The sequence below is a fragment of the Microbacterium sp. 4-7 genome, from assembly GCF_014332665.1.
Taxonomy (GTDB): domain Bacteria; phylum Actinomycetota; class Actinomycetes; order Actinomycetales; family Microbacteriaceae; genus Microbacterium.
Genome location: NZ_MCRH01000001.1, coordinates 752,608 through 776,129 on the forward strand (window position 1 = coordinate 752,608; position 23,522 = coordinate 776,129).

Genomic DNA, 23,522 nt, shown 5'->3' on the forward strand with positions numbered 1-23,522 from the left:
GACTCCGAGACCGCGGAGGCGGTCTCGGAGTCAGCATACGCTCAGAGCTTGCTTTCGAGGGATGAGTCGTGATATATCGGAACGCTGAAGTATCGCGGGGGCGATCCCGCGCGCGTTCTCGCCGCCGCTCCGGCTACTGCTCGGGCTCGTCGTCGACCTCGACCCCGGGTCCGGGTCCCGGCCGCACGGCGGCATCGGGGAGGATGTCGATGCGGGTGTTCCCGTCGTGCTCCGAGACCTCGATGCGCGGGGCGGCATCGGCCTCGGTGGCATCAGGGGCCGCGGTCAGCTGGTCGTGGCGCTTCTCCTCGCTCGTCATGGCGTCATCGGCGTCGGGGGTGAGGTCAGGCGTGCTCATCGTTCTCCTTCGTGGTGGTGGATGACGGGGCTCCGTCGTTGTCGCGGCGGTCGGAGCGGTTGCGGCCCCAGCGGGCGAGCAGGTACAGCACGGCGCCGACCGCCAGCAGGATCGCGCCGAACAGCCAGACGACCCCTCGCTGCTGGGTGAGCAGCAGGATGCACGAGGCGATGCCCAGCACCGGGATGACCGTCCAGATGCGGAAGTGATCGTGCGCGACGCGGTCACGTCGCAGCACCAGCACCGAGACGTTGACGCTGAGGAAGACGAAGAGCAGCAGCAGCACGACGGTCTCGGCGAGCGTCGCCAGATCGCCGACGAGCGTGAGTCCCATCGCGACGAGGGTCGTGGTGAGGATCGCCACCCACGGGGTCTTTCGATTCGGCAGCACCCGGCCGAGCACGGCGGGCAGCAGGTTCTGCTCGGCCATCCCGTAGGTCAGGCGGCTCACCATGATCATCGTGAGCAGTGCGCCGTTCGCCACCGCGATCAGGGCGATCAGGCTGAACAGCCAGGAGGGGATGCTGGCACCCGCGGCCTCGACGACCGACAGCAGCGGTCCGCTCGACTCCTGCAGCTCGGACGCCGGCAGCGCGATGGAACTCGCGACACCCACGAGCACGTACACCGCACCGGCGGTGAAGAGCGCGCCGAAGAGGGCTCGCGGATAGGTGCGCCGCGGATTCTTGACCTCTTCGATCATGTTCGCCGAGGTCTCGAAGCCGACGAAGGAGTAGTAGGCGATCACCGCTCCCGACAGGACCGCCAGGGCGACGGGCGTCCCCTCGGGCGTCTGAGTCAGCCGCGAGGCGTCGCCGCCGCCGCCGACCACGAACATCCCGACCACGACGATCACGATCACGAGACCGCTCAGCTCGATCGCCGTCATCACCAGATTCGCGCCGAGCGACTCACGGATGCCGCGGGCGTTGAGTGCTCCGACGATCGCGAGGAAGACGATCGCGACCGGAATGGTCGGCAGGTCGAAGAACGTGCCGAGGTAGTCGCCGGCGAAAGCGATCGCCAGGCCCGCGGCGCTCGTCACGCCGGCCGCGAGCATGCTGAACCCGACCAGGAACGAGACGACGGGGCTGTGGAAGGCGCGCTCCGCGAAGACGGATGCCCCGCCGGCGCGCGGATACTTGGTGACCAGCTCGGCGTACGACCCCGCGGTCAGCAGCGCGAGCAGGAGAGCGAGAAGCAGCGGTGCCCACAGCATCCCGCCGACCTTCTCGGACAGCACACCCATCAGGGCGTAGATGCCGGCGCCGAGCACGTCGCCCAGGATGAAGGCGAACAGCAGGGGGCCGGTGATGGCGCGACGCAGGCGAGTGGGCTCCTCCGGCGTCGTGGCGGTGTCGGAAGTCATCCCGGAACAGTACGGACAAGCGTGCCGATGTGGCGACGGGGTTGACATGCCGTCGCATCGCATTCAGGTATTTCACAGGCGCCAGCGCGGCGTACGCCCGGACTCCGACTGCCGTCGCTAGATTCGGGGGCGTTATCGGAGGGTGCGTCGGCTGGAGTGCGCAGGCGGACGGGGGTCGCCTTCCCTCACCTCTCAGAAAAGAGCACTTCTCATGTCCGGTACTCCCCGAAAGGCGCTCGCCGAAGCGATCGCCACGTTCCTCTTCGTCCTCACGATCATCGCGGCGATCAACAGCGAGAGCCCGCTGACTCCGCTCGCGATCGGCTTCACGCTCGCCGTGCTCGTCTTCTCGACCGGCCACATCTCGGGCGCTCACCTCAACCCGGCGGTCTCCGTCGGCGTCTTCATCCGTGGCGGCCTCAGCGTCGTCGACTTCATCGCCTACCTCGTGGCGCAGTTCGTCGGTGGCGCGCTCGCCGCGCTGGTCAGCTTCGCCGTGTGGCCCGCCGGTGGCGAGGCTCTGGTCGTCGAGGTAGGACCCGCCTTCTTCGTCGAGGCGCTGTTCACGCTGATCCTCGTCTGGGTCGTGCTCAACACCGCGACCTCGAAGGACACCGAGGGCAACTCGTTCTACGGCCTCGCGATCGGGGCGACGGTGTTCGTCGGCGCAGCGACCGTCGGTTCGATCTCGGGCGGCGGCTTCAACCCGGCGGTGGCCCTCGGCCTCTCGGTCGGCGGGTACTTCGACTGGGCCTCACTGTGGCTCTACATCGTCGCCCCCGTGGTCGGCGCGGTCATCGCGGCTCTGCTCTTCCGCGTGCTCAACGCGGACGATGCCAAGAAGATCGGCGCGTAACCACTCTTCATCGAACGCCGCGGCCTCTCCGGAGGGCGCGGCGTTGGTGCGTGTGGGGGGGGGTGTTCCGGAATCATCCGTCCGGGGGATGCCGTCGTGAGGTGGCCCGTCATAGCGTGGATGCATGCTGATCGTCGAGGAACTCCACATGCTGCTTCTCCGGCCTGATGGCCGCGTCGAGAGCGCGGTGAGCGTGAACCGCCTGTACGGCGAGGTCGCGGCCGTGATCGTCGACCTCGCCCTGCACGGACGCATCGCGGTGTCGGACGAGAAGAACCCGGTCGTCGAGATCGTGTCGACCGACCCGACGGGCAACCCGATCCTCGATACGACACTGCAGCGCCTCGTGCCGTTGCGCGGCAAGCGGCTGCAGTCGCTCGTGGTGCGCCCCAAGCTCGATCCGCTCGAGATCGTGGTCGAGTCGCTCATCGTGCAGGGCGTGCTCGTCAGAGGGGAGCGCGGATTCTTCGGCTGGGGGTCGGCACGCACTCCCGAATCCGATTCCACACCCGAGCAGGCGCTGAGGGCGCGGCTCGCCGCGGTGATCGCCGGAACGGGTGCTCCGACGCAGGCCGACCTGGCGCTGCTTGCGATCCTGCAGAATCTCAACGCGGCGCACGCGATCCTGCGCGAGGAGTGCGGCGGGCTGTGCTCGCGCGACCTCAAGAAGCGGATCGAGCAGCTCACGGCAGGTTCGCAGGCAGGGGATGCCGTCGCCAAGGCGGTCAACGATGCGATCACGGCCGCGATGGTGGCGATCATGACGCCGACGATCGTGGCGGCGACCATCACCTGATACCGTCCCGTCTGCCTTACGCCTCAGTCCACGCACGATTTGCGAAGACGACTGCAGCCCACGGACGAAGCCGCCGACCAGGAGATGGGGACGGCACTTCGAAACCATGCGGTGCGTCAGGATCGCATTCCGATATAGCAACGCAAGTTCTGCGCGCCGCATCGGCGTCGCTGCAGCGGCCGTGGCTACCGTCGTGATTCCACGAGACATGAGGAGGTGAACCATGGAGCTTCAGATCATCGACGTCGAGATGAATGACGTATTCGACGCCCGCGTCGGCCCGCAGCCCGTCCGAGTAGGAAGAAGGGCAGGGACTGTGAAGCCGCGCATACGCTCCGGGCATCGCATACTGGCGGAGACCGATCTATTCTTTCGCGCGGCGGACCGTCCGGACCAGATGCCGTACTGGGTTTCGGACGAGGCCCTGAAGCTGGGGACGCCATGGATTGACTGCAGCTACGCGGGGCCAATGATCAACTGCTGTATCTACGTGCCGGGTCTTACTGGCTGTTATCGGTGCCTTCGTGGCGCCGCACGTGAACGGCTCGCAAGTGAAGGACGACTTGGGTCGTTCTCGGAATCTCCACCTGCGTTCAACGCTGCTTTTGGTCCGGTGGTGCACATGGCGGCCTCCCTCGCCGCCTACGAGGGTATTCGCTTCCTGACGGGCCTCTCGCCGCAGACGATAGGTTCTTCCTTCCATCAGAACATGTTCGACTACGCCCATTCATACGTCGTTGAGGTACCTGGCGATTGTCCCCATGGGTGACGTCTCCGAGTCAGTGGGCAGTTCCTCCAGCTTGCGTCGGAACCGATCCTTTCAGCGGCTGGTCGTGGCGAAGGTGTCGAACGAACTGTCGTCGGCTATCGGAAACGTCGCACTGCCCCTCATCGTGCTCGGCATGACGGCATCGGCCACGCTTGCTGGTCTAGTGCTGTTCGTGTCGAACGCAGCGCTCATTGCCACCCAGGCTCTCGGTGGCGCACTCGTCGACCGGCATCCACCGTCGCTGGTGCTGCGACTGTCGTCCTTCGCCCAGGCGTTCGGGTGGGCGCTCGCGCTGACCGCGATACTGCTTCCTGATGCGAAGTTCCTGCCGCTTTTGCTTCTGGGGGCGGCACTCGCTGGAGGCGCATCCGGGCTCGATGGGCCGAGCGAACAGGCACTGGTGAAGGTGATCGTCCCTCGCGATCAACTCGGCTGGGCCGCTGCCGTTTCACAAGGGCGAGAGGCTGGTGCCGGCTTGATCGGCGGACCCGTAGGAGGCCTGCTCTTTTCGGCAGGCACGGTATGGGCGTTGGGGGCGCAAATCGCCCTCAACGTGGTCGCGGGCATCTTCACTCCGCGCTCGTCGTCACGAGCAACCGACCTGCAGCCCCAGAGTGGTTACGTCGTACAACTGCGCGACGGGTTCGCCTTTGTATGGAGACAGCGGGGGCTCCGCGGTGTTGCCATCGTCGCAGGCCTCGCGAACCTTCCGATCATCGTTCTCCCGCTCACATTGATCGCCTACTACCAAACACGAGGAGAGGCTCCTGTCGCGATCGGAATTCTTGCAACAGCCTTCGGGGCGGGCGTCGTGGCTGGAGCGCTGCTGGCGGGGCCGGTCTCATCCCGATTCCGGTTGGGGCGGTTGGGGAGTATCGCGCTCGCCGCTTTCGCCCTGGGGCAAGCGGCGGTCGTCCTCACCTATCCGTCGCTACCCATCACGGCCGCGATCCTGCTCCTCTCGGCGCTTCCACTTCCGGCTTTCAACGCGGCGATCAGCGCTTATACCGTCACCGTCACGCCCGCGCCGTTGATGGGAAGAGTGACAGCTGCGTCCGGTGTGCCGGGGATGCTGCTCATGCCGGTGGGAGCCTTGGGAGGAGGGCTTCTTTTCGATCACTACGGACCCGTTGTGCCGCTCGTACTCTCAGCGATGGTCGCAATCGCCACCGTCGTCGTCATGGTGAGCTCGAGCGACCTCAGACTGATACCGAGGCTCGCTGATCTCGGCGAGGTGGTTCACGAGGCCCCCGACTGACACCGGTCAGCGCAGCACCGGCATGCCCTCTGCGAGATCGCCGATGACCGGGTTCGCGTCTTGAGGGTCGACCACGAGACCGGTGATGGCGTCGACGTTCAGAACCGGGAAGCGCGAGATGGCGCCGATCTTCTCCTCGCTGCCCAGGACGTAGGTCTGCGCACAGCGTGCGGCGATCGCGCGTTTGGTGGCGGCGTCGTCGAGGTTGCCGGTGGTCAGGCCCTGGACGGGATCGACGCCCGTCACGCCCAGGAAGAACAGGTCTGCGGCGAGATGCTGCACGGCCTCCATGGCGAGGGGGCCGCTCGCGACCATCGAGAAGCGGGCGAGTTCGCCGCCGATGATCACTACGCGGGCGTCGGAGTGCTCGGCGACGGCGAGGGCGATCGCCGGGCTGGGGGTGATGACGGTCAGGTCGGCGCCGTACGGCAGCATGCGGGCCATCGCGAGCGTCGTGGTTCCGGCATCCAGCACGATCGTCGAGCCCGGCAGGATCAGCTCGACGGCGCGGCGGGCGACCCGCTCCTTGCTCTCGGTGGCCAGCGACGAGCGCTCGTCGACGGGCCGATCGGCCGGCGGAACCGGCAGAGCGCCGCCATAGACGCGGACGAGTTCGCCCGTGTCGGCGAGCTCGCGCAGATCGCGACGGATCGAGTCCTCGGAGACGCCGAGATCGGTGGCGACGTCCTTCGCCACAACGCGACCGTCTCTGCGCAGGATCTCGCGCAGATGATCCTTTCGTTGCGCACTCAGCATCCGAAGCTCCATCCCGTTCATTCACGAAGTTGCACGTTCCTGCACGGTTAACGTTACAGTCTTCTCCATGAACACACCACTGCTGATTCTCATCGCCGGCCCCTACCGCTCCGGCACGGGCGGCGACCCCGCCCTGATCGCCCGCAACCTCGAGGTCCTCGAAGAGGTCGCGGCCCCCATCCACCGTCTCGGCCATGTGCCGATGATCGGCGAATGGGTCGCCCTGCCGATCCTCCGAGGCATGGACGAGACGGATGCCGCCGAGGGCGACGTCATGTACGAGACGGCCCACCGACTGCTGCAGCACTGCGACGCGGTGCTGCGCCTGCCGGGAGACTCCGCCGGCGCCGACAAGGACGTCGAGATCGCGCTCGAGCGCGGGCTGCCCGTGTATCGATCGATCGACGAGATCCCGTCGAGGGATGCCGAAGCCGTGTGAGCGCTGCTCATCGGGAGGGGGCCGTGGCCAGCCGGTGGCTAGGCTCGTGAGCATGACAGACGATGTGCGCAACGTCCACGACGCCCTCTCGACGATCACCGAGCACTGGCAGCCGCACCGGCTCACCAGCGTCAACGACTACGACGTCAAGGTCGTCAAGCTCCAGGGCGAATTCGTCTGGCACACCCACCCCGACACCGATGAGCTGTTCATGGTGGTGAGCGGTCAGCTCACCATCCAGCTCCGCGACCGTGACGTGATTCTGCACCCGAACGACGTCTTCGTCGTGCCGCGCGGGGTCGAGCACTGCCCGAAGGCGACGGACGAGGTGCACGCGATCCTGTTCGAGCCGAAGGGAACGGTCAACACCGGGGATGCCGGAGGCGACATGACCGCGACACTCCAGGAGCTCGCCTGATCCGCTGTCAGATCGTCAGATCGTGAAGCGCACGCCCGAGAGGTGCTCGGCGACCGACCACAGTTCCGCGCCGACGTCGACCGACCGCACCTGGGCGCTCGCGGCGACCCGCTTGGGCGCCCCGCGGAACTCGAGCAGCCCGCCCGGACCCCAATAATCGCCGCCGGTGGCATCGGCCGCGACGGCAGCATGCAGGATCGGCGCGGCCCCGGCATCCTTGCCCTGCACGAGCGGGCGGCTGACCGACGCGAGGGCGCGCGTCAGAGGTGAGACCGCGGCGAGTCCGTCGCGGTGCGGAGTCAGCGGATCGACGGCGTAACCGGGGTGAGCACACAGCGCAGACCGCGCCGTGCCCCGCCACCGGCGGTTCAGCTCGAAGGCGAGGGCCATCAGGGCGGCCTTCGAGCGGCCGTACTGACGCAGCGACGCACCCGTCCACGGCTGAGTGAGCGTGCCGGGGTCGATCTCGGCGAAGCGATGCGCCAGCGATCCGACGGCCACGACCCGAGCGTCGTCGGCGAGCAGACGGTCGAGCTGGGCGACCAGGGCGAAGTGTCCGATCGCGTTGGTGCCGACCATGAGGTCCAGTCCGTCCGCGGTGCGGGCGCTGCGATCCGCCGCCTTGACCCCGGCATTGCAGATCACCGCATCGAGCCGCTCGTCGAGCGATGCCGTCGCCGAGGCGACGCTCGCCAACGACCCGAGATCGACCGGCACGATGTCGAGGTCGGCACCCGGAACCTGCGCGCGGATCGACGACACGGCCACCTGTGCGCGCTCTGCCGACCGGCATCCGAGCAGCACCCTGGCACCCTGCGTGGCCAGGATCTCCGCGCACCAGTATCCGATGCCCGCGTTCGCCCCGGTGACGAGGATCGTGCGGCCGGTGAGGTCGGGGAGCGCGAGCGGCGAGGGCATGTCCTCCAACCTAGGCGGAGACACCCACCCTGTCGGCCGTGCGGACGATCGTCGCGAATCCGCGCGCCGCCAGGATGCTCTCGGTCCGCTGCATGATCTCGTCACCCGCGACGGCCGCGAGCCCGTCCGTCGCCTCGATCGCCGAGGTCGTCGTCGCATCCGTCACGAACTCCACCGTGAAGCCGAGGTCGGCCGCCATCCGGGCCGTCGTCTCGCAGCACTGCTCGGTGCGGATGCCGCAGACGACCACCCGGCCGACGCCGCGGCGCCGGAGCTGATCTTCGAGATCGGTCGATGTGAACGCGTTGACGGTAGTCTTCGTCACGGCGATCTCGTCGCTCTGCGGGTCGAGGTCGGAGACCACCCGGACGAAGCCGTTGGCCGGATCGAAGACTCCTCCGCTGCCCGGCTCGGAGTGCGTGACCCACACGACGGCGTCTCCCGACCGACGCGCGTACGCGACGAGCTGGGAGATGTTGTCGATGACGCCCGGGTTGGCGGTGGCCGCCCACTCGTCTGGTCGCTGGCGGAAGGATTCCTGCGCGTCGATCACGAGCAGGGCGGTGGCGGGGGAGTCGTGGCTCATCCGATCATCCTCGCGGTCCCGGCCCGCGACGGCCAGTGCCTGCACGGCCAGCGACCGCGTGTTCTCTGCCGTCGATCGCCGCTCGGGCGCCTGTCTCGCAGATTCTCCCGACGAATCTGTGACGAATCCCGCTCGGCGCTCGTCCTATCTGTGAGCGACCCACACACGCTCCCGGCGAAGCCACCACGGCCCGGCCGGCACATCGTGAGACGAAGGAATGGTCATGGCAACTCAGGATCAGAACACCCCCACCAGCCCCGCCGACAAGGAGCTCGCTCAGACGTCGACCGCACCGAAGCCGGCTGCCTCGGGTTCGCGCGTCGACCGCACGTCGGCCTTCTCGACGTCGCGCGTCCCCGCCGACTCGGATGCCGCGGGCAAGACGGTCATCGCCGACGGCGTCGTCGCCAAGGTCGCCGGCATCGCCGCCCGTGAGGTCGCCGGTGTCTACGCGCTCGGTGGTGGCGGAGCACGTGCCTTCGGCGCCATCCGCGACGCCGTCAACGCCACCGACCTGACGCAGGGCGTCAAGGTCGAGGTCGGCGAGACGCAGGCCGCCGCAGACCTGACCATCGTCGTCGAGTACCCCGCCCCGATCCAGGAGGTCGCGAGCAACGTGCGCGCCGCCGTCGCCGGTGCGATCAGCCGCCTGGTCGGTCTCGAGGTCGTCGAGGTCAACGTCGAGGTCAACGACGTGCACGTCCCCGGTGACGACAACCAGGAGAACGAGGAGTCGCGAGTCTCATGACCCCCACCACCACAGGCGCCCTGATCGGCGCACTCCTGGCCCTGGCCGCTCTGCTGTTCGGGTTCTGGGGATTCCTCCTCATGGCCCTGTTCGCAGGCATCGGAGCCGTCATCGGCCGGATCGCCTCCGGCAAGCTCGACGTCCGCGGTCTCGCCGACGCCTTCACAGGGCGGCGTACCTCCTGATGCGCGTCGACCAGCACCTCGCCGCCGGTGGCGGCCCCGCGCGGGCCGCCACCGCAGAGGCCACCGTCCCTGGGCGCATCGACGTGAAGGAACGCGTCTACCGCACGGTCACCGAGAAGGCGTCCGCAACCCTGATCGGTGTGCCGCGCGGTGACGTGAAGGTCGACGTCGCCGAGCACCCGGGCGGGATCGCCGTGCGCATAGCGACCCCGCTTCCCGTCCCCGATCTCGACGACACCGTCGCGATCTCCCAGAGCGTCCCCGTCCTCGACCGAGCTCGTCAGCTGCAGGAGCAGCTGCAGCAGAGTCTCAGCGGTCTTCTCGGACGTGACGTGACCCGCATCACCCTCACCATCACCGGCGCCACCATCCCAGAGAGGAGACGAGTGCGATGAGCACCCCGGTTCTTCGTCGCGTCGTCCGACGCGAGACGCATTCGCCGCGGACCGTCGCGATGTTCGTCGCGGTCATCCTTCTCATCCTCGCCCTCGCCTACATCGGGCTCGAGATCGTGCTGAGCCTCGCGGCGCAGCCCGCTCTCCTGCTGGGGCCCGCCGCGGCGGGCGGATGGCTGGTCGGCCTGCCCACCGCACAGCCGGCCGGACTCGTGATCGCGGGCAGCGTCGTGCTCGCCCTGGTCGGCATCGTGCTCGTCGTGCTGGCCGTCACTCCGGGTCGCCTGTCACGGCACACCCTCGAGGCGGGCGACAGGGCGGTCGTCGTCGACAACGGCGTGATCGCCAGCGCGCTCGCCCAGCACCTCTCGGAGGAGACGGGTCTGGCTCGCGAGAGCATCACGGTCGGAGTCGGCCACCGCAGTGTCGACGTCACCGTGCGCCCCGGCGCCGGCATCCCCCTCGACAAGGGCGCCGTGCAGTCGGCCACGGAGGCAGAGCTGCAGACCTACCGGCTGACCCGCAGCGTCCGCACCCGCGTGCGCATCGAGCGCCCCCACGAGAAGGAAGACGAGCTGTGAACAACACCAATCGTGCGCTGAACCGCACCCTGCTGCTCATCATCGGCCTGCTCTTCCTCGGACTGGGCGCTCTCGGCATCGCCATCATGAGCTGGCCGACCGCCACCGACATCTGGACGTCGGCCGGCACGGACGCCCGCTCATGGCTCGACCAGGCGATCGCCGCCACGGCCATCGCCGGCGGCAGCCTCTCGTGGATCGGCATCGGCGCAGTGGCCGCGATCGTCATCGTGATCGTGCTGCTCATCGTCGCCCTCACCAGCATCTCGGGCCGCCGGTCGAAGACCGCCTTCCGCTCGAGCGGAGCACAGAACCCGCTCGGACGTGTCACGGTCACCGAGTCGTTCGTGTCGGATGCCGTCAAGAACTCCCTCGCCGGGAGAGCGGAGATCTTGTCGTCGCAGGTCACCGCGAACGACATCCGTCGAGAGCCGGTGCTGCATGTGGCCGTCACGCCCCGGCAGAACACCGATCCGCGTGAGCTGGTCGACCACATCGACAAGCTGCTCACCAACCTCGCCACCCTGACCGGCCGCGAGAGCGCGACCTACGTCTCGATCCACACCGGCCTCCGGGCGCGGCTCGCGCACGACCAGCGACGTCTGTCGTGAACCTCGGACCTCGCCCCCACCACCCCAGGAAGCAGGACAGCACCATGCGAAACAAGATCCTCCTCATCGGCGCCATCGCCTTCGTCGCCTACGTCGTGGGCAGTCGGGCAGCGACCGTGCAGGTGAACAAGGGCGAGTCCGTGCGGCACCAGCTGGTGCGCATGTGGAACGACCCGAAGGCGAAGAAGGAACGCGCCAAGGCAGCCAAGAAGGCGGCGAAGGCGGCCGAGAAGGCACTCGACAAGGTCCGCCGCTGACACCCCTCCACAGACTTATCGTCGGTCGCGACACGCAACGGCGATAAGACGACGGGAATCCTCCCGCCGTCACGATCACCCTCACGAAAGGAGCTCCTCATGGGACTCGATGACAAGATCAAGAACGCCGCTCAGGACATCGCCGGCAAGGCGAAGGAAGCGATCGGCAACGCGACCGACAACGACAAGCTCGCCGCCGAAGGCAAGGCCGACCAGGTCAAGGCCGACGCGAAGAAGGCCGGCGAGAACGTCAAGGACGCATTCAAGAAGTAAGACCCCCGGTGCGGGCGGATGGAGCGGTGTCACGCTCCATCCGCCCGTTGCTGTGCGCGGCGAGGATGCCGTGAGACGATGCCGGGGATGGATGCTGCCGCTGATGACGAGCTTCGCGAGCTACGGGCTCGTGCCTACGGTCCGCGTGCTGACATCGCGAGCGACCCGTCCGCGGTCCGCCGACTCGAGGAGCTCGAATCCTCGCGCAGCGCGGCGTCGACCGGGGGCGCGGCGGCATCCCAGGCCGCTGGCTCAGCGCCCGTTCTGGACTCCGTTGCCGACTCGGAGCGCGCCGAGCTGCGGGTCGTGCATCCCTCGGCCGATGCATCGCGCGAGAGCGGTGACCTGCTCGACCGACTGGACGACGAGTCCAGGTGGGACGAGCCGGTCGCGCCCGCGGCGTCGCACGAGGTGACCGGGTGGCCGGGGCGCCTGGCGAGGTGGCGAGCACCGCTGTGGGTGGCCTCCGTGGCAGTGTCGGCCGCGCTCGCGGCGTCGATCGCCTACGCCTTCGCCGTGGTACCGCCCGTGTCGTCGTCTGCGGGTGCGCCGCAGATCGAGACGCTCGAGCTCACGAGATCCGGAATGATCGCGCCCGGGTGGTTCGGCGCGGAGAAGGATGCCGCATCGGCCGAGTTCTCCGGCCTGACGGTCTTCCTGACGCCCGGGTGGTACGCCGACTCGGGAGAGCGTTCGTCGGAGAACGTCTGTCTCAATGTCGTCAGGAACGACCAGCTGCCCGATGTGCGTGACTTCACCGAGACGTCCTGGAGTTTCGAGGGCCAACGGTACGCGGCGTGCGGCGTGGGTGCATTCCCGCCGACCGTCGCGGTGCCGTTCGACTCCGAGACCCCCGACGAGCTCGCCGAGCGCTTCCCGTCAGGCGTGGCGCTGCAGTTCGTGCTCGACGGCGGCCGTGTCGGAGTATTCCTCGACAGCGGCGAGGAGTAGCGGGTCAACGCCGGATCGGCAGCGACAAGTGGACGCCCGCGAGTTCTTCGAGCTGGTCCCATACGCTCTGCGCGAGTTCGGCGGGAGGGGTGTGGGTGCGGGCGAGCGGCTCGACTCGCAGGGGAAGTCCGCGAAGCCGCCCCGCGGGCGCGTAGTACTCGCCGCCCTGCGCGGCGGGATCCGCGAGCGCGCGCACCGCAGCCCAGGCGGCGGTGTCCTTTCCCTGAGCCCAGGGCGTGTAGGGGTTGCGCCGGTACGGGGTCGAGGCGTCGTGGATGCCGGTGCGCTCGGGCGTCTTGGCGTCGACGCCCACTCCGGGACGCACCACGAGCGAGGCGACGGGAAGGCCAGCGGCGCGCAGGCGGCGGTCGAGCTCGAAGGCGAACACCTCGGTCACCGTCTTGGCCTTCGTGTAGGCCGCGATGGCGCTGCGCGGGGTCGCCCTGACGTCATCCACGTCGAGTCGGAACTGCGACACGAAGCCGGTCGACGTGTGCACGATGCGGCTCGCGACGCCCTCCGCCTCTCCGGTGGCGATCAAGGACGGCAGGATGCCGGCGAGCAGCCGGACGTTCGAGATCACGTGCGTTCCCAGAATCGGGGGGAGGCCATCGGCCGTGGGGGCACCGCGCCAGCCCGTCATGGCGCCGCCGTTGAGGAGGACTCCGTCGAGGCGGGGAAGCTCGCGCAGCTCGTCGGCCGCGCGAGACACCGAGTCGAGCGAGGCGAGGTCGATCAGCACGCTCCGCACGGAGGCTCCGGGCACCTGGCCGCGGATGGATGCCTCGGCGAGGTGCAGCTTCGATTCGGATCGCGACGCGAGCACCACGTCGGCGCCCGCCGCGGCGAGCTGCTCCGCCGCGAAGTAGCCGATGCCCGCGGTCGCGCCCGTGACGACGATCGTGCGTCCGGTCCGGTCGGGAAGACGGTCGGGGTTCCAGTTCATCTCTGCTCACATTCTCTAAACGGATTAACTATCCGATTAGACGCCAGTATAAACGGAATAGTTATCCGCTTGTGCTGATAGGATCAGACCATGGCGCAGATACGGGCGGATGCGGCGCGCAGTCGAGCGCGGATCCTCGATGCCGCCCGTGCTCGACCGTCAGGAGACCTCAGGCTGAACGATGTCGCACGCGATGCCGGGCTCGGCGTCGGCACGGTGTACCGACATTTCCCGTCGGTGCATGCGCTCACCGAGGCGCTTGCGGTCGAGACCCTGGAGCGGATGGTCACGGTCGCCCGGGCTGCGGCCGAGGACTCGGACACGGAAAGCGCTCTGGCCTCGTTCCTCGGCGAAGCACTGGCGCTGCAGCTGCAGGATGGCGGCCTTCAGGCAGTACTGCTCTCACCCGACGATGAGGAACAGTCCGTGCGCGACATGAAGATCGAGATCTTCGCCGCATTCGACGGGGTGCTTCAGAGGGCGCGCGACGAGAAGATCATCCGACCCGATCTGTCCATCGTGCAGATCGAGCATCTCGTGTGCGGAATCGAGCACGCGGTGCGCATCGGGGAGGCGGGCGACAGGCAGCTCTTCCTCGACATCATGCTCGCCGGCATCCGTCCGACCGTCTAGACCCGGCCCGCCACCACCGGCGCGCCCACCCGCGGCACCGCGGCATATCCCGGGCGGATGAACCACGACGGCAGCGCTCGCCGCAGGTCGCTCGGGCCGGTCGCGGTGGCGTCTTCGGCGAGCAGCAGCGTCGTCCATTCGATGTCCCCGCGCCAGAACCGGGTCAGCGCTCGGAGCGTGCAGCGAACCTCGACCGACACGTCGTACCCGGGGTCGGCGTCGCACACGTCGGCCTCGCCGTCGTGGATCACCAGCCACCACCGGCGCTGCGCCGGACTCGCGTCCGTGAAATGCAGTGCGATCACCGTGCGCGCATCGGGGACGGTGCCGTGATCGACATTGCGGTGCATGTCCCACAGCAGCAGCTTGGGGTCGAGGTCGGCGTCTCCGAGCTCGCCGATCCAGCGCACCCCCCACGCCGAGAGCTGTTCGACGACCGGACGCAATTCGGCACCCGCGACGGTGAGCACGTAGCGGACGTCAGCACCCTGGGCGATCCGCTCGATGAGGCCGGCACGCTGCAGCTGGTCGAGTCGATGGGACAGCAGCGTCGGCGACATGCGGGGTAGGCCGCGGCGCAGCTCGTTGAAATGCTCGGTGCCGAGCAGAAGCTCACGCAGCAGGAGCATCGTCCACCGCTCGTCCAGCAGCTCCATCGCCTTGGCGACGGGGCAGAACTGATAGTAGGGGGCGCCCACGGACCTCACGATAGACCCGGTACAGATCGGATACTAGAGCGGTCTGCGCGGGGTTCGTAGCGTGAGGATCACAAGGCAGAGGAGCCCACCATGAACACCACCACCACCGACCTCCAGGCCGACGCCGACCGCGCGCTGAAGGCGAAGCACAGAGTCGTCTGGGCGCTCGGCGACTATTCGGCCGTTGCGCGCGAAGTGATCCCCCAACTCGGTCGCGTGCTCGTCGCCGAGAGCCGCATCGGGCCGGGCGATCGCGTGCTCGACGTCGCCGCCGGCACCGGCAACGCGTCGATCGAAGCTGCGCGCACCGGCGCATCCGTGGTCGCGAGCGACCTCACGCCCGAGCTGCTCGAGATCGGCAGGCAGGATGCTGCACGGCAAGGCGTCGAGCTCGCCTTCGAGGAGGCGGATGCCGAGGCGCTGCCCTATGCGGACGACTCTTTCGATGCCGTGCTCTCGTGCGTCGGCGTGATGTTCGCGCCGCATCACGAGGTCGCGGCCGGCGAGCTGACGCGGGTGGTGCGCCCCGATGGACGGCTGGCGTTGATCAACTGGACGCCCGAGGGGTTCGTCGGACAGTTGTTCGCCACGCTCAAGCAGTTCGTCCCCGCGCCGCCTGCCGGTGTGCAGCCGCCGCCGCTCTGGGGTGACGAGGAGCACGTGCGCGCCCTCCTCGGAGACCGCGTGGCCGAGCTGTCGACGCAGCGTCGGCAGCTGTCGGTCGACAGGTTCGCGTCGGGTGCGGATTTCCGGGACTTCTTCCGGGACTTCTACGGCCCGACCGCGGCGGCGTACCGAGGTATCGGCGACGACCAACAGCGGCGAGCAGAGCTGGATGATGCGCTCGCCGACCTCGGCGACCGCCACCTCGAAGACGGTCGAATGGACTGGGAGTACCTGCTCGTGACGGCCCGCGTCGTCTAGAGCGGCGCCGTCGGGGCGTTCGACGCACGAAGGGCCGACCGGGCATCGCCGGTCGGCCCCTCTCTGTGCGGTCGTCAGCTGATCGCGGCGCGCAGCTCGGCGGCGGCGTCTCCGACGTTCTCGGCGCTGTAGATCGCGCTGCCCGCGACGGCGACCTGCGCCCCGGATGCCTGGACGGCGGCGATGCTCGAGGCGTTGACGCCGCCCGCGACGGAGAAGGCGACGCCGGATGCGGTGCCGTCGGTGAGCAGGCTGTCGAGCGAGTAGCCGTCCTGAGCCTGCTCGTCGAGACCCGCGTGCATCTCGACGAACTCGGCACCGAGGCCGATGACCTGCTGCGCGCGGGCGGGCTTGTCGGCGACGCCGATCAGATCCACGACGATGCCCTTGCCGTGCTTCTTCGCGGCCTTCACCGCGCCGGTGATCGTGCTGTCGTCGGCCACGCCGAGCACCGTCACGAGATCCGCACCCGCGCCGAAGGCGATGTCGGCCTCGAGTTCACCGGCATCCATGGTCTTGAGGTCGGCGAAGATCACCTTGTCGGGGTGGGCGCTCTTCAGGGCGGTGATCGCCGAGAGGCCTTCGCTCTTGATCAGCGGGGTGCCGAGCTCGAGGATGTCGACGTGCGCGGCCGCGGCGGCGGCGAGCTCGAGGGCCTTCTCGGTGCTGAGCGTGTCGATGGCGAACTGCAGTTTCATGGGTGTTCCGTTCGTTCTGAGGGGTGGATGATGGGGCGGCAGCCGCTCATTCGAGGTTCGCGTGGCGCGGCCAGAGGTCGTCGGCGCTGGTGCCCTGGCGCTGCCAGAGAGCGTGGAAGAGCCCGTCGCCGATGACGACGACCGCCTGCTCGAACAGGCTCGCGGCGTACTGGTGCGAGGCGTCGGCCGTGCGGTCCAGCTTCTGGGCGGCAGGCACCCGCACGACGACGTCGGCGAGCTCTGACAGGGGCGACGTCGCTGCGGTCGTGAGCGCGCCGATGCGCGCCCCGACCGACGAGGCGCGCTGCGCGGCTCGCACGATCGATTCCGTCGTTCCCGACCCGCTCGCCGTCAGCAGCAGGTCGTCGGCCTCGATTGCCGGAGTGGTGGCGTCGCCCACCACGTGCACGTCGAGTCCCAGGTGCATGAGGCGCATCGCGGTCATTCGCAGGGCGAGCCCTGAGCGGCCGGCTCCGAGCACGAAGACGCGCCGGGCATCGACGACGAGGTCTGCCAGATCGATGAGCTGATGCGCGTTCGCGACGCTGGTGCGCTCCGCGACGCGGAGCAGCTCGTTCGCGATGAGGGAGATGGCGGCGCCGGGCGACATCGTGGCGGTGAGAGGCATGTCTCCACTCTTGCGATCGCGCGACCTTCGGGCGCTCCCGCCTCGGGACCGTTCCACCTACCCGAAGGGAGAGGGACGAATAGAGTAGGTGATCATGAGCATCGAAGAGCATGCTGGGTCGGCGGGATCACGCCGACTGGCCGCAGACCACGCGCTCGCCCTCGCCGAGCAGCGGGACCGCTACGCCCTCACTCTCGAATCCCTGCTCGCGACGCTGCGCTCGCAGCGGCTCGACGACCGGGCGGCACGCACGATCGCGGTCGATGTCGCGGCCGGTGCACTGGTCGGACTGCGGACGCACAACGATGAGCAGGGAGCAGGACTCGAGCCGGTGACGGGCGCCTTCGAGCGTCTGCGCGGCGATCTGCGCCCGCTCGTGCGATACAGCGAACTCGACGTGCAGTTCGTCGAGCCCCCGGCCAACGGTCGCGCGCTCCCCGGGGTGATCGCCCACTCTGCGCGCTCGATCGTGAGAAGCACCGTGCTGGCGATCGTCGACCGCGGAGAGACGCGACGCGTGCGCATCCAATGGGACTGCGACGGATTGAACCTGCTGATCGCGATCCGCGACGACGGCCGAGGAGACCTGACGACGCACGACGACGCACTTCGCCCGATCGCCGAGCAGGTCTCTGCGCTGTCAGGCGACCTGTCGGTGGCCTCGACACCCGGATGGGGGTCGGAGGTCGGCATCCGCCTTCCTCTCGATCCACCGGCCGAGCCGGGCGATCTGCCGGATGCGATCGACGCCAGCCCGCGAGAGCGCGATGTGCTGCGACTGGTGTCGGCGGGGCGCCGCAACCGCGAGATCGCCGAGACGCTGAACGTGAGCGAGAACACGGTGAAGTTCCACGTGTCGAACCTGCTGCGCAAATCCGGGGCGGCGTCACGCGCCGAGCTCGCGGCCATCGTGCGCGGCTGACCACCCCTTCGGGTGGGGCTGTGCCTGCTCGGAAGGATAGGTGGGGAAGTCGCGACAAGCACGCCGCGGAGGGGCGTGATCAGTCCTCGCCGTCGAAGAGACCGCCGTCGAGCAGCCAGTTGTAGCGGAGTCGGAGCGCACGCTCGGTGCTCGCGGCGAGCGCGCCGACGACGAGCGAGATGTTCGCCCACGGGGGCAGGTGGATCGGGCTCTCGAAGGTTCCGATGGCTTCCGCGATCGGCGGGATCTGCGTGATCTGCTCGACGAGCTGCGGAACCCCGAGCACGAGTGCCACGACGAGCACGACGATCGAGACCCCGCCGATCGCGCGACTGAGCCCGGGCGCCCCTGCGATGCAGTCGGGCGCGTCGACCCTCGGCGGAGGCGGGGTCGGGAGACAGCTGTCTCTCCGTGCCGTCGTCGCCGACGAAGTGGGCTCGCTTCAATCCGTATCCGCTGGTGGCGACCTCGATCATCCCACCCGGCACGGCGAAGGCGGCGGGCAGCTTCGATGTCGCCTGATTCACGCCGTCGCGGTAGAGCTTCGCGCGTACGACCCCGTTCTCGTCTCCGCCGAGGCGCAGATCCACCGACCAGGTCTCGACACGGCCCTCAGGCCCGGCCAGTCGCAGGTGCAGAAGAGAGCGCGAGAACGGCTGCCACCAGCGATAGCGCTGCAGAGAGTGGCCGTCGCCGGGCTTCGCGCGTCTCGCCGCGCGTCGCCGTCTGCTCTCGGAAGCCATCCGTTCGACCCTAACAAGCGGCAGGGGGCAGGTGCCAGGGATGAGTCCGACCGGCGCCGCATGCCTCTTGACTCCGGCGCTCAGCGCTCTACCCTGGCAGGCATGTGCCGCAACATCGTTCCTCTGAACAACCTCGCCCCACCGGCCACCGATGACGAATGCCATGAGGCCGCAGTGCAGTTCGTGCGCAAGATCTCGGGTGCCAACGCCCCCTCCCGCGCCAACAGGGAGGTGTTCGACCGTGCTGTCGCTGAGATCGAGAAGTCGGTGCGACATCTGCTCGATGACCTCGTCACGACCGCACCCCCGAAGGACCGCGACGAGCAGCGCGAGAAGCGACAGGCTCGCTCAGCCGAGCGGTACGAGGCGATCCGGGTCTTCCAAGAGGCCAAGCGTGCGGCGAAGGCGGCGGCGGACTGAGCCCTCGCTAGTCGTCGCGGAACACGGCATCGACCGCCATCGTGAGCGTGTTCGTCTCGGATTCGAGGATCGACTCGTCCGAGGGGAGCGCCCGTTCGAGGGCCAGGCCGGCGAGGACGGAGTTGAGGAAACGCGCGCGCGTGGCGTTGTCTCCTGCCGGGAGTGAGCCTTCGTCTTCGAGGACGGACAGCCAGTGCTCGACCCTCCGCTGCCCTTCGCGCTCGATGGCCAGGTAGGCATCACGGAGTTCGTCCGTGAGCTCGGGTTCGATGAAGGTCCGGTGCAGGATCGTGGCTGCCTCGCGTGCCTGCGCCCCGACGCCTGACGGAGCGAGCACCTGCCTCAGACATGCGAGGAGCCGCCCCTTCGCCGTCAGCGACTCGTCATGGATTGGGTCGTCCGGTGCGATCACCTCGTAGACCACGCGGAGGACCTCGTCGAGCAGCGCCCGCTGCGTCGGGAAATGGAACCGCAACGACCCGGTGCTCACACCGGCCCGCGCTGCGACCGCGCGGACGCTGAGCTTCGCGCCGCGTGATTCGCCGAACATCGTGAGTGCCGCGTGCAGGATGCGGTCCTTCGTCGGCAGCATGCTCGGGTCGGCGGTCATTATCCCATTCTCCACGACCCCCGGTGACACAGTGTGTTAGCGTGGCGTGCGTCCCTCACTAACACACCGTGTTAGTCCATCGACGGGAGCACCCATGACACTCCTCCGCAGGCCTTTCCAGATCATCCGCTCGAACCTCCGCGTCTACGCGCTTCTCAATGCGCTCGCCTACGGCACCTTCGCGATCGGATTCATCCTCGGGCTGCTCTTCCCCGACCTGGTCGCCGGCCGCGCCCAGGCGCTGGAGGACGACGGCACAGCGAGCCTCGTCACCTCCCTGCTCAGCAGTCCCTGGCTCTTCGCGCTGACGATCCTGGCGGTCAACACCCTGCGGCTCGGCGCCCTCACGATCCTGCTGCCCTCGCTCGTCGTGCCGTTCCTCGGACTCGCGACGTTCGCGGTCTGGTCGGTGACGACCGGAGTGACCCTCGTGCCGACGACGCCGGAGGGGTGGGTCGCGCTGATCCCGCATTCGCTGACTCTCGTGATCGAGCTGCAGGCCTACATCCTCCTGCTGTTGGGCGCGTTCCTGCTGGGCCGGTACTGGGTTCGCCCACAGGCGATCGGTGCGCGGAATCGACGCGCGGCCTACCTGCGCGGACTCCAGCACATCGGCTGGCTGAGCCTGCCCGCCCTCGCGCTGCTCATCATCGGGGCGATCTACGAGGCCTTCTCGCTGCTCTACTTCGTGTACCCCCTGCAGCAGTGGCTGCTCGGATAGCCGGAACGGACATCGACATTCCGATCTGAGAAATCTTCATCCAGGTGCATCCAAACCCGGCGCTCCCGGAGAACAACTCCTATGAAGGGCCGCACAGGGCGGTCCGGGTACAGGAGGAACAGATGCGCAAGACAGTCGCCGCCGGCCTCGCCGTCGGAATGATCACCGCTCTCGGTCTGGCCATGCCGGCCGGCGCCGCCACCACCCAGGCCGCACAGCTCTCGGTGCTGCACGCGATCCCCGACACCCCCGTCGACGTGTACGTGAACGGCGAGCTCACCCTCGACGACTTCGCGCCCGGAGACCTCGCCGGACCGCTCGAGCTACCCGCCGGTTCGTACGAGGTGGCGCTCACCGCTCCCGATGCCGCCGACGCCAGCGCGCCGATCCTCGGCCCGGCGACCCTCGCTCTCGAAGCAGGCGGGAACTACACCGCCGTGGCCCACCTGACCGAAGCGGGCGAACCCGGCCTCAACCTCTTCACCAACGACATCTCGCAGACGGCTCCCGGCCAGGGGCGACTCACCGTGCGTCACACCGCCGCGGCGCCCGCGGTCGACATCCTCGCGGGCGGATCGCCCGTGATCGAGAACCTCACGAACCCGAACGAGGCCAAGCTCGACCTCCCCGCGGGCACCGTGTCGGCCGCCGTCGCTCTGACCGGCACGACCGACCCGGTCATCGGTCCGGCAGACGTCGCGATCGAAGAGGGCGTCAACACGATCGTCTACGCGTGGGGCAGCGCCGAAGACGGCAACCTCGCGATCGCCGCTCAGACGATCTCGGGACTCCACTCGAACCCCGACGGAGTGCCCTCCGGCACCGCGGGCTACCTCGCTGAGCAGGATGCCTCGGCGAACGCCCTCCTCTCGGCGGGTCTCGTCGCCCTCGCGATCGCGACCGCCGTGGGTGCGGGCCTGATCGTCCGTCGCCGCCAGACGGTGCGCTGATGCTCCGAGGCACGCTGCGGACGGACCGTCTGCGCCGCGTCATCATGACGCTCGGCGCCCTGGTCACCGCGGCGTGCCTCGTGGCATGCACACCGGGAGGGGCGGGCGCGGATCTCCCTCCTTCCACGGAGTCGCCCCCCACGACTCCATCGCCCGTCCCTCCCACTCCCGCGAGAGACGTCGCCGTGCGGCCGGGTGCTCTCCCCACCCCGACCGCATCCGTCGCTCCCGTGGGTCTGGCCATCCCGTCGCTCGCCATCGACATGCCGGTGACGGACGTCGGGGTGGCCGACTCCGGACAGATGGAACTGCCCGTCGACCCGGCCATCGCCGGCTGGTATCGATACGGAGCGGATGCCACGAGCACGAGCGGCCGGATTCTGATCGCAGCGCACGTCGACGCGATCGACTATCCGATCGGACCGCTCGCTCGCCTGCGGGACGTGCCCGCCGGCGAGACCATCCTCATCACGGCGGCCGACGGCACCAGCCGCGAGTTCGTGGTGCAGTCGCTGACCTACTACGAGAAGGCGGCACTGCCGACCGACGAGCTCTTCCAGCGTGGTGGCCCCTCGGCCCTTGTGCTGGTCACGTGCGGCGGACCTTTCGACAGCCAGACCGGGCACTACCGCGATAACGTGGTCGCGGTGGCGGTCCCGCGATGAGGCGGGGTGATCACCATGGAGAGGAGACTCCGGGTGGATGAGACCACCGAAGCCGAAGCGGCGCTCGACCAGCGCTTCGTCGCGGGCGACGAGCAGGCGCTCGCGGAGCTCTACCGGCGGTGGTCGCCGGTCGTCTTCACCCTGGCGCTGCGCTCGCTCGGCGATCGGGGGGATGCCGAGGACGTCACCCAGCGCACCTTCGTGTCGGCGTGGAACTCGCGTGCCGGATACGACTCGTCGAAGGCGCGACTGTCGACCTGGCTGATCACGATCGCGCGGCGCCGGATCGCCGACACGTTCGAGGCGCGCGCCAAGGTGCAGCAGCTGCAGGCCGAGATGGAACGACTCACTCCGCCCGACGCCCTCGTCTCCGAATCGATCGATCTGTCCGAGACGCTGCTGCTCTCGAGCGAGCTCCAGCAGCTCGCGCCGGATGCACAGGCCGTCATGCGACTGGCCTTCTACGATGACCTGACCCACGAAGAGATCTCACGCAGAATGGGGATGCCGCTCGGCACCGTGAAGAGCCATATCCGCCGAAGCCTTGCCCGCATGCGCGACCGATTGGAGGTGAACCGTGTCACATCTCGATGACGAGAAGATCGCCCTGATCGCGATGGGCGAACCGGCCGGATCCGACGCCGACATGGAACACCTCGTCGAGTGCGAGAACTGTGCCGCCGAGGTCGCTGCGATGTCGCGGGTGGCGCTCGTGGCGCGCTCCAGCGTCGTCGAGGGCGACCTGGAATCCCCGCCCGCCGACGTCTGGTCGAGGATCCACGGCGAACTCGGGCTGACCTCGGCGGTCGCTGCCGACCCGGCATCCGACGTCCACCCGCCGGAATCGGAATCGGAGTCTGCATCGGCACCGGCTGCATCGGCACCGGTCTCGGCGGCCGGTCCGGCGACAGCGACTGAGGCGGATGCTGCGGAAGCGGCTGCGCCGCGACACCGGGCTCGTGTCCGTCCACGCCGCCGCTCGTCGGCCACCATGTGGATCCTCGCCGCGTCGATGGCGCTCGTCGTCGCGATCGGCGCCGGCGTCTGGATCGCCCGCACCCTCACGCCCTCCTCTGCCGTGATCGCCTCGGCCGAGCTCGCCGCGTTCCCCGACCACCCCGATGCGGAGGGGCAGGCCCGGATCGACGACGACGGCGACGGCCGGCGCACGTTGACAGTGACCCTCGACGGCGACGAGCTCGTCGCCGGCGACTACCGCGAGGTGTGGCTGATCCGCGAGGACGGACAGGCGCTGATCAGCCTCGGGGTGCTCGACGACTCGTCGGGCACGTTCCGCGTCCCCGACAGCGTGGACCTCGACGAGTACCGCCTGGTCGACATCTCCTTCGAGCCGGTCGACGGCGATCCTGCGCACTCGGGCGACTCGATCGTGCGCGGCGAGCTCGACTTCGCGTGAGAGGCGCTCCTCCGTCCCCGTAG

34 protein-coding genes are annotated in these 23,522 nt (G+C 68.6%); 23 read left to right on the forward strand and 11 right to left on the reverse strand.

Translation table 11 applies throughout. The features are described 5' to 3' along the window. Positions 1-133: 133 nt before the first annotated feature. Positions 134-358, reverse strand: coding sequence for a hypothetical protein (locus BEP68_RS03595; RefSeq protein WP_053098107.1), 225 nt, complete (start codon positions 356-358; stop codon positions 134-136). Further along, positions 345-1,727 (reverse strand): APC family permease, encoded by a 1,383-nt coding sequence (locus tag BEP68_RS03600; protein WP_187249230.1) that lies wholly within the window; start codon positions 1,725-1,727, stop codon positions 345-347. The genes BEP68_RS03595 and BEP68_RS03600 overlap by 14 nt, the downstream gene beginning before the upstream one ends. A gap of 211 nt (positions 1,728-1,938) precedes the next feature. Between BEP68_RS03600 and BEP68_RS03605 the strand changes: the two genes are divergently transcribed. The 4 genes from BEP68_RS03605 to BEP68_RS03620 all read left to right on the forward strand — a co-directional run bounded on the left by BEP68_RS03605 (position 1,939) and on the right by BEP68_RS03620 (position 5,406). Beyond that, positions 1,939-2,583 carry an MIP/aquaporin family protein gene (locus BEP68_RS03605; RefSeq protein ID WP_053098105.1) on the forward strand — a complete coding sequence of 215 codons (645 nt, stop codon included), beginning with the start codon at positions 1,939-1,941 and terminating at the stop codon, positions 2,581-2,583. A 124-nt stretch (positions 2,584-2,707) separates the two neighbouring features. Continuing rightward, on the forward strand, positions 2,708-3,379 hold the full coding sequence (locus tag BEP68_RS03610; RefSeq protein ID WP_187249231.1) for a GOLPH3/VPS74 family protein: 672 nt from the start codon (positions 2,708-2,710) through the stop codon (positions 3,377-3,379). Between the two features lie 223 nt (positions 3,380-3,602). Continuing rightward, entirely contained in the window at positions 3,603-4,148 is a 546-nt protein-coding gene (locus BEP68_RS03615) for a ThiF family adenylyltransferase (RefSeq protein ID WP_187249232.1), read from the forward strand. 64 nt (positions 4,149-4,212) lie between these two features. Continuing rightward, positions 4,213-5,406, forward strand: coding sequence for an MFS transporter (locus BEP68_RS03620; protein ID WP_187249233.1), 1,194 nt, complete (start codon positions 4,213-4,215; stop codon positions 5,404-5,406). 6 nt (positions 5,407-5,412) lie between these two features. Here the strand turns inward: BEP68_RS03620 and BEP68_RS03625 are convergent, their stop codons facing one another. Continuing rightward, the gene (locus BEP68_RS03625) at positions 5,413-6,162 is read right to left on the reverse strand and encodes a DeoR/GlpR family DNA-binding transcription regulator (protein ID WP_187249234.1); all 750 of its coding nucleotides are present in this window, start codon (positions 6,160-6,162) and stop codon (positions 5,413-5,415) included. A 67-nt stretch (positions 6,163-6,229) separates the two neighbouring features. Here BEP68_RS03625 and BEP68_RS03630 point away from each other — a divergent pair, with 67 nt between their 5' ends. Then, positions 6,230-6,601: a DUF4406 domain-containing protein gene (locus BEP68_RS03630; protein WP_187249235.1), complete on the forward strand. Its 372-nt coding sequence runs from the start codon at positions 6,230-6,232 to the stop codon at positions 6,599-6,601. A 52-nt stretch (positions 6,602-6,653) separates the two neighbouring features. Continuing rightward, complete coding sequence (locus BEP68_RS03635; protein ID WP_072592087.1) at positions 6,654-7,019, forward strand: cupin domain-containing protein; 366 nt, start codon at positions 6,654-6,656, stop codon at positions 7,017-7,019. 15 nt (positions 7,020-7,034) lie between these two features. Here the strand turns inward: BEP68_RS03635 and BEP68_RS03640 are convergent, their stop codons facing one another. Both BEP68_RS03640 and BEP68_RS03645 read right to left on the reverse strand, forming a co-directional pair. Continuing rightward, complete coding sequence (locus tag BEP68_RS03640) at positions 7,035-7,937, reverse strand: SDR family NAD(P)-dependent oxidoreductase (RefSeq protein ID WP_187249236.1); 903 nt, start codon at positions 7,935-7,937, stop codon at positions 7,035-7,037. Positions 7,938-7,947: 10 nt separating this feature from the next. Further along, positions 7,948-8,523 carry an isochorismatase family protein gene (locus BEP68_RS03645; RefSeq protein ID WP_187249237.1) on the reverse strand — a complete coding sequence of 192 codons (576 nt, stop codon included), beginning with the start codon at positions 8,521-8,523 and terminating at the stop codon, positions 7,948-7,950. Positions 8,524-8,746: 223 nt separating this feature from the next. Between BEP68_RS03645 and BEP68_RS03650 the strand changes: the two genes are divergently transcribed. From BEP68_RS03650 to BEP68_RS03685, 8 genes are all read left to right on the forward strand, one after another. Beyond that, positions 8,747-9,271: an Asp23/Gls24 family envelope stress response protein gene (locus BEP68_RS03650; protein WP_053099288.1), complete on the forward strand. Its 525-nt coding sequence runs from the start codon at positions 8,747-8,749 to the stop codon at positions 9,269-9,271. Continuing rightward, positions 9,268-9,456: a DUF2273 domain-containing protein gene (locus tag BEP68_RS03655; RefSeq protein ID WP_187249238.1), complete on the forward strand. Its 189-nt coding sequence runs from the start codon at positions 9,268-9,270 to the stop codon at positions 9,454-9,456. Before BEP68_RS03650 ends, BEP68_RS03655 begins: the two co-directional genes overlap by 4 nt. Continuing rightward, positions 9,456-9,851, forward strand: coding sequence for a hypothetical protein (locus BEP68_RS03660; RefSeq protein WP_187249239.1), 396 nt, complete (start codon positions 9,456-9,458; stop codon positions 9,849-9,851). The genes BEP68_RS03655 and BEP68_RS03660 overlap by 1 nt, the downstream gene beginning before the upstream one ends. Continuing rightward, positions 9,848-10,432, forward strand: a complete 585-nt coding sequence (locus BEP68_RS03665; protein WP_187249240.1) for a DUF6286 domain-containing protein — start codon at positions 9,848-9,850, stop codon at positions 10,430-10,432. Before BEP68_RS03660 ends, BEP68_RS03665 begins: the two co-directional genes overlap by 4 nt. Beyond that, positions 10,429-11,043, forward strand: a complete 615-nt coding sequence (locus BEP68_RS03670; protein ID WP_187249241.1) for a hypothetical protein — start codon at positions 10,429-10,431, stop codon at positions 11,041-11,043. Before BEP68_RS03665 ends, BEP68_RS03670 begins: the two co-directional genes overlap by 4 nt. A 44-nt stretch (positions 11,044-11,087) precedes the next feature. Then, positions 11,088-11,300 carry a hypothetical protein gene (locus BEP68_RS03675; protein ID WP_053098096.1) on the forward strand — a complete coding sequence of 71 codons (213 nt, stop codon included), beginning with the start codon at positions 11,088-11,090 and terminating at the stop codon, positions 11,298-11,300. Between the two features lie 99 nt (positions 11,301-11,399). Next, a complete protein-coding gene (locus BEP68_RS03680) occupies positions 11,400-11,573 on the forward strand; it encodes a CsbD family protein (protein WP_053098095.1) in 174 nt (57 codons plus the stop codon). Between the two features lie 87 nt (positions 11,574-11,660). Further along, complete coding sequence (locus BEP68_RS03685; RefSeq protein WP_187249242.1) at positions 11,661-12,524, forward strand: hypothetical protein; 864 nt, start codon at positions 11,661-11,663, stop codon at positions 12,522-12,524. A gap of 4 nt (positions 12,525-12,528) precedes the next feature. Here BEP68_RS03685 and BEP68_RS03690 read toward each other — a convergent pair whose 3' ends face one another. Then, a complete protein-coding gene (locus BEP68_RS03690; RefSeq protein ID WP_187249243.1) occupies positions 12,529-13,470 on the reverse strand; it encodes an SDR family NAD(P)-dependent oxidoreductase in 942 nt (313 codons plus the stop codon). 90 nt (positions 13,471-13,560) lie between these two features. Here BEP68_RS03690 and BEP68_RS03695 point away from each other — a divergent pair, with 90 nt between their 5' ends. After that, entirely contained in the window at positions 13,561-14,103 is a 543-nt protein-coding gene (locus BEP68_RS03695; RefSeq protein ID WP_187249244.1) for a TetR/AcrR family transcriptional regulator, read from the forward strand. Here BEP68_RS03695 and BEP68_RS03700 read toward each other — a convergent pair. Further along, a complete protein-coding gene (locus BEP68_RS03700) occupies positions 14,100-14,801 on the reverse strand; it encodes a winged helix-turn-helix transcriptional regulator (protein WP_072592079.1) in 702 nt (233 codons plus the stop codon). The two genes, BEP68_RS03695 and BEP68_RS03700, sit on opposite strands and share 4 nt — an antisense overlap. Before the next feature lie 90 nt (positions 14,802-14,891). Here BEP68_RS03700 and BEP68_RS03705 point away from each other — a divergent pair, with 90 nt between their 5' ends. Then, positions 14,892-15,725, forward strand: coding sequence for a class I SAM-dependent methyltransferase (locus BEP68_RS03705; protein WP_187249245.1), 834 nt, complete (start codon positions 14,892-14,894; stop codon positions 15,723-15,725). 74 nt (positions 15,726-15,799) lie between these two features. Here the strand turns inward: BEP68_RS03705 and hxlA are convergent, their stop codons facing one another. Next, entirely contained in the window at positions 15,800-16,423 is a 624-nt protein-coding gene (hxlA, locus tag BEP68_RS03710) for a 3-hexulose-6-phosphate synthase (RefSeq protein ID WP_053098088.1), read from the reverse strand. A gap of 46 nt (positions 16,424-16,469) precedes the next feature. Then, entirely contained in the window at positions 16,470-17,051 is a 582-nt protein-coding gene (gene hxlB / locus BEP68_RS03715) for a 6-phospho-3-hexuloisomerase (RefSeq protein ID WP_261987674.1), read from the reverse strand. Between the two features lie 94 nt (positions 17,052-17,145). Here hxlB and BEP68_RS03720 point away from each other — a divergent pair, with 94 nt between their 5' ends. Beyond that, positions 17,146-17,973 (forward strand): helix-turn-helix transcriptional regulator, encoded by an 828-nt coding sequence (locus tag BEP68_RS03720; RefSeq protein WP_187249246.1) that lies wholly within the window; start codon positions 17,146-17,148, stop codon positions 17,971-17,973. Between the two features lie 79 nt (positions 17,974-18,052). On the opposite strand, the gene BEP68_RS18100 is transcribed toward BEP68_RS03720, so the two are convergent. Beyond that, positions 18,053-18,277: a hypothetical protein gene (locus BEP68_RS18100; RefSeq protein ID WP_261987675.1), complete on the reverse strand. Its 225-nt coding sequence runs from the start codon at positions 18,275-18,277 to the stop codon at positions 18,053-18,055. A 541-nt stretch (positions 18,278-18,818) separates the two neighbouring features. Here BEP68_RS18100 and BEP68_RS03730 point away from each other — a divergent pair. After that, positions 18,819-19,136, forward strand: coding sequence for a DUF2277 domain-containing protein (locus tag BEP68_RS03730; protein ID WP_053098085.1), 318 nt, complete (start codon positions 18,819-18,821; stop codon positions 19,134-19,136). 7 nt (positions 19,137-19,143) lie between these two features. Here the strand turns inward: BEP68_RS03730 and BEP68_RS03735 are convergent, their stop codons facing one another. Continuing rightward, positions 19,144-19,746 (reverse strand): TetR/AcrR family transcriptional regulator, encoded by a 603-nt coding sequence (locus BEP68_RS03735; RefSeq protein WP_053099284.1) that lies wholly within the window; start codon positions 19,744-19,746, stop codon positions 19,144-19,146. 94 nt (positions 19,747-19,840) lie between these two features. On the opposite strand from BEP68_RS03735, the gene BEP68_RS03740 reads away from it, so the two are divergent. From BEP68_RS03740 to BEP68_RS03760, 5 genes are all read left to right on the forward strand, one after another. Then, complete coding sequence (locus BEP68_RS03740; protein ID WP_187249247.1) at positions 19,841-20,467, forward strand: stage II sporulation protein M; 627 nt, start codon at positions 19,841-19,843, stop codon at positions 20,465-20,467. 122 nt (positions 20,468-20,589) lie between these two features. Beyond that, on the forward strand, positions 20,590-21,417 hold the full coding sequence (locus BEP68_RS03745) for a DUF4397 domain-containing protein (protein WP_053098083.1): 828 nt from the start codon (positions 20,590-20,592) through the stop codon (positions 21,415-21,417). Then, positions 21,417-22,082 (forward strand): class F sortase, encoded by a 666-nt coding sequence (locus tag BEP68_RS03750; RefSeq protein WP_261987676.1) that lies wholly within the window; start codon positions 21,417-21,419, stop codon positions 22,080-22,082. Before BEP68_RS03745 ends, BEP68_RS03750 begins: the two co-directional genes overlap by 1 nt. Positions 22,083-22,115: 33 nt before the next feature. Next, complete coding sequence (locus BEP68_RS03755; RefSeq protein ID WP_315985266.1) at positions 22,116-22,676, forward strand: RNA polymerase sigma factor; 561 nt, start codon at positions 22,116-22,118, stop codon at positions 22,674-22,676. Further along, complete coding sequence (locus BEP68_RS03760) at positions 22,660-23,499, forward strand: anti-sigma factor (RefSeq protein WP_187249249.1); 840 nt, start codon at positions 22,660-22,662, stop codon at positions 23,497-23,499. The genes BEP68_RS03755 and BEP68_RS03760 overlap by 17 nt, the downstream gene beginning before the upstream one ends. Positions 23,500-23,522 lie beyond the last annotated feature (23 nt).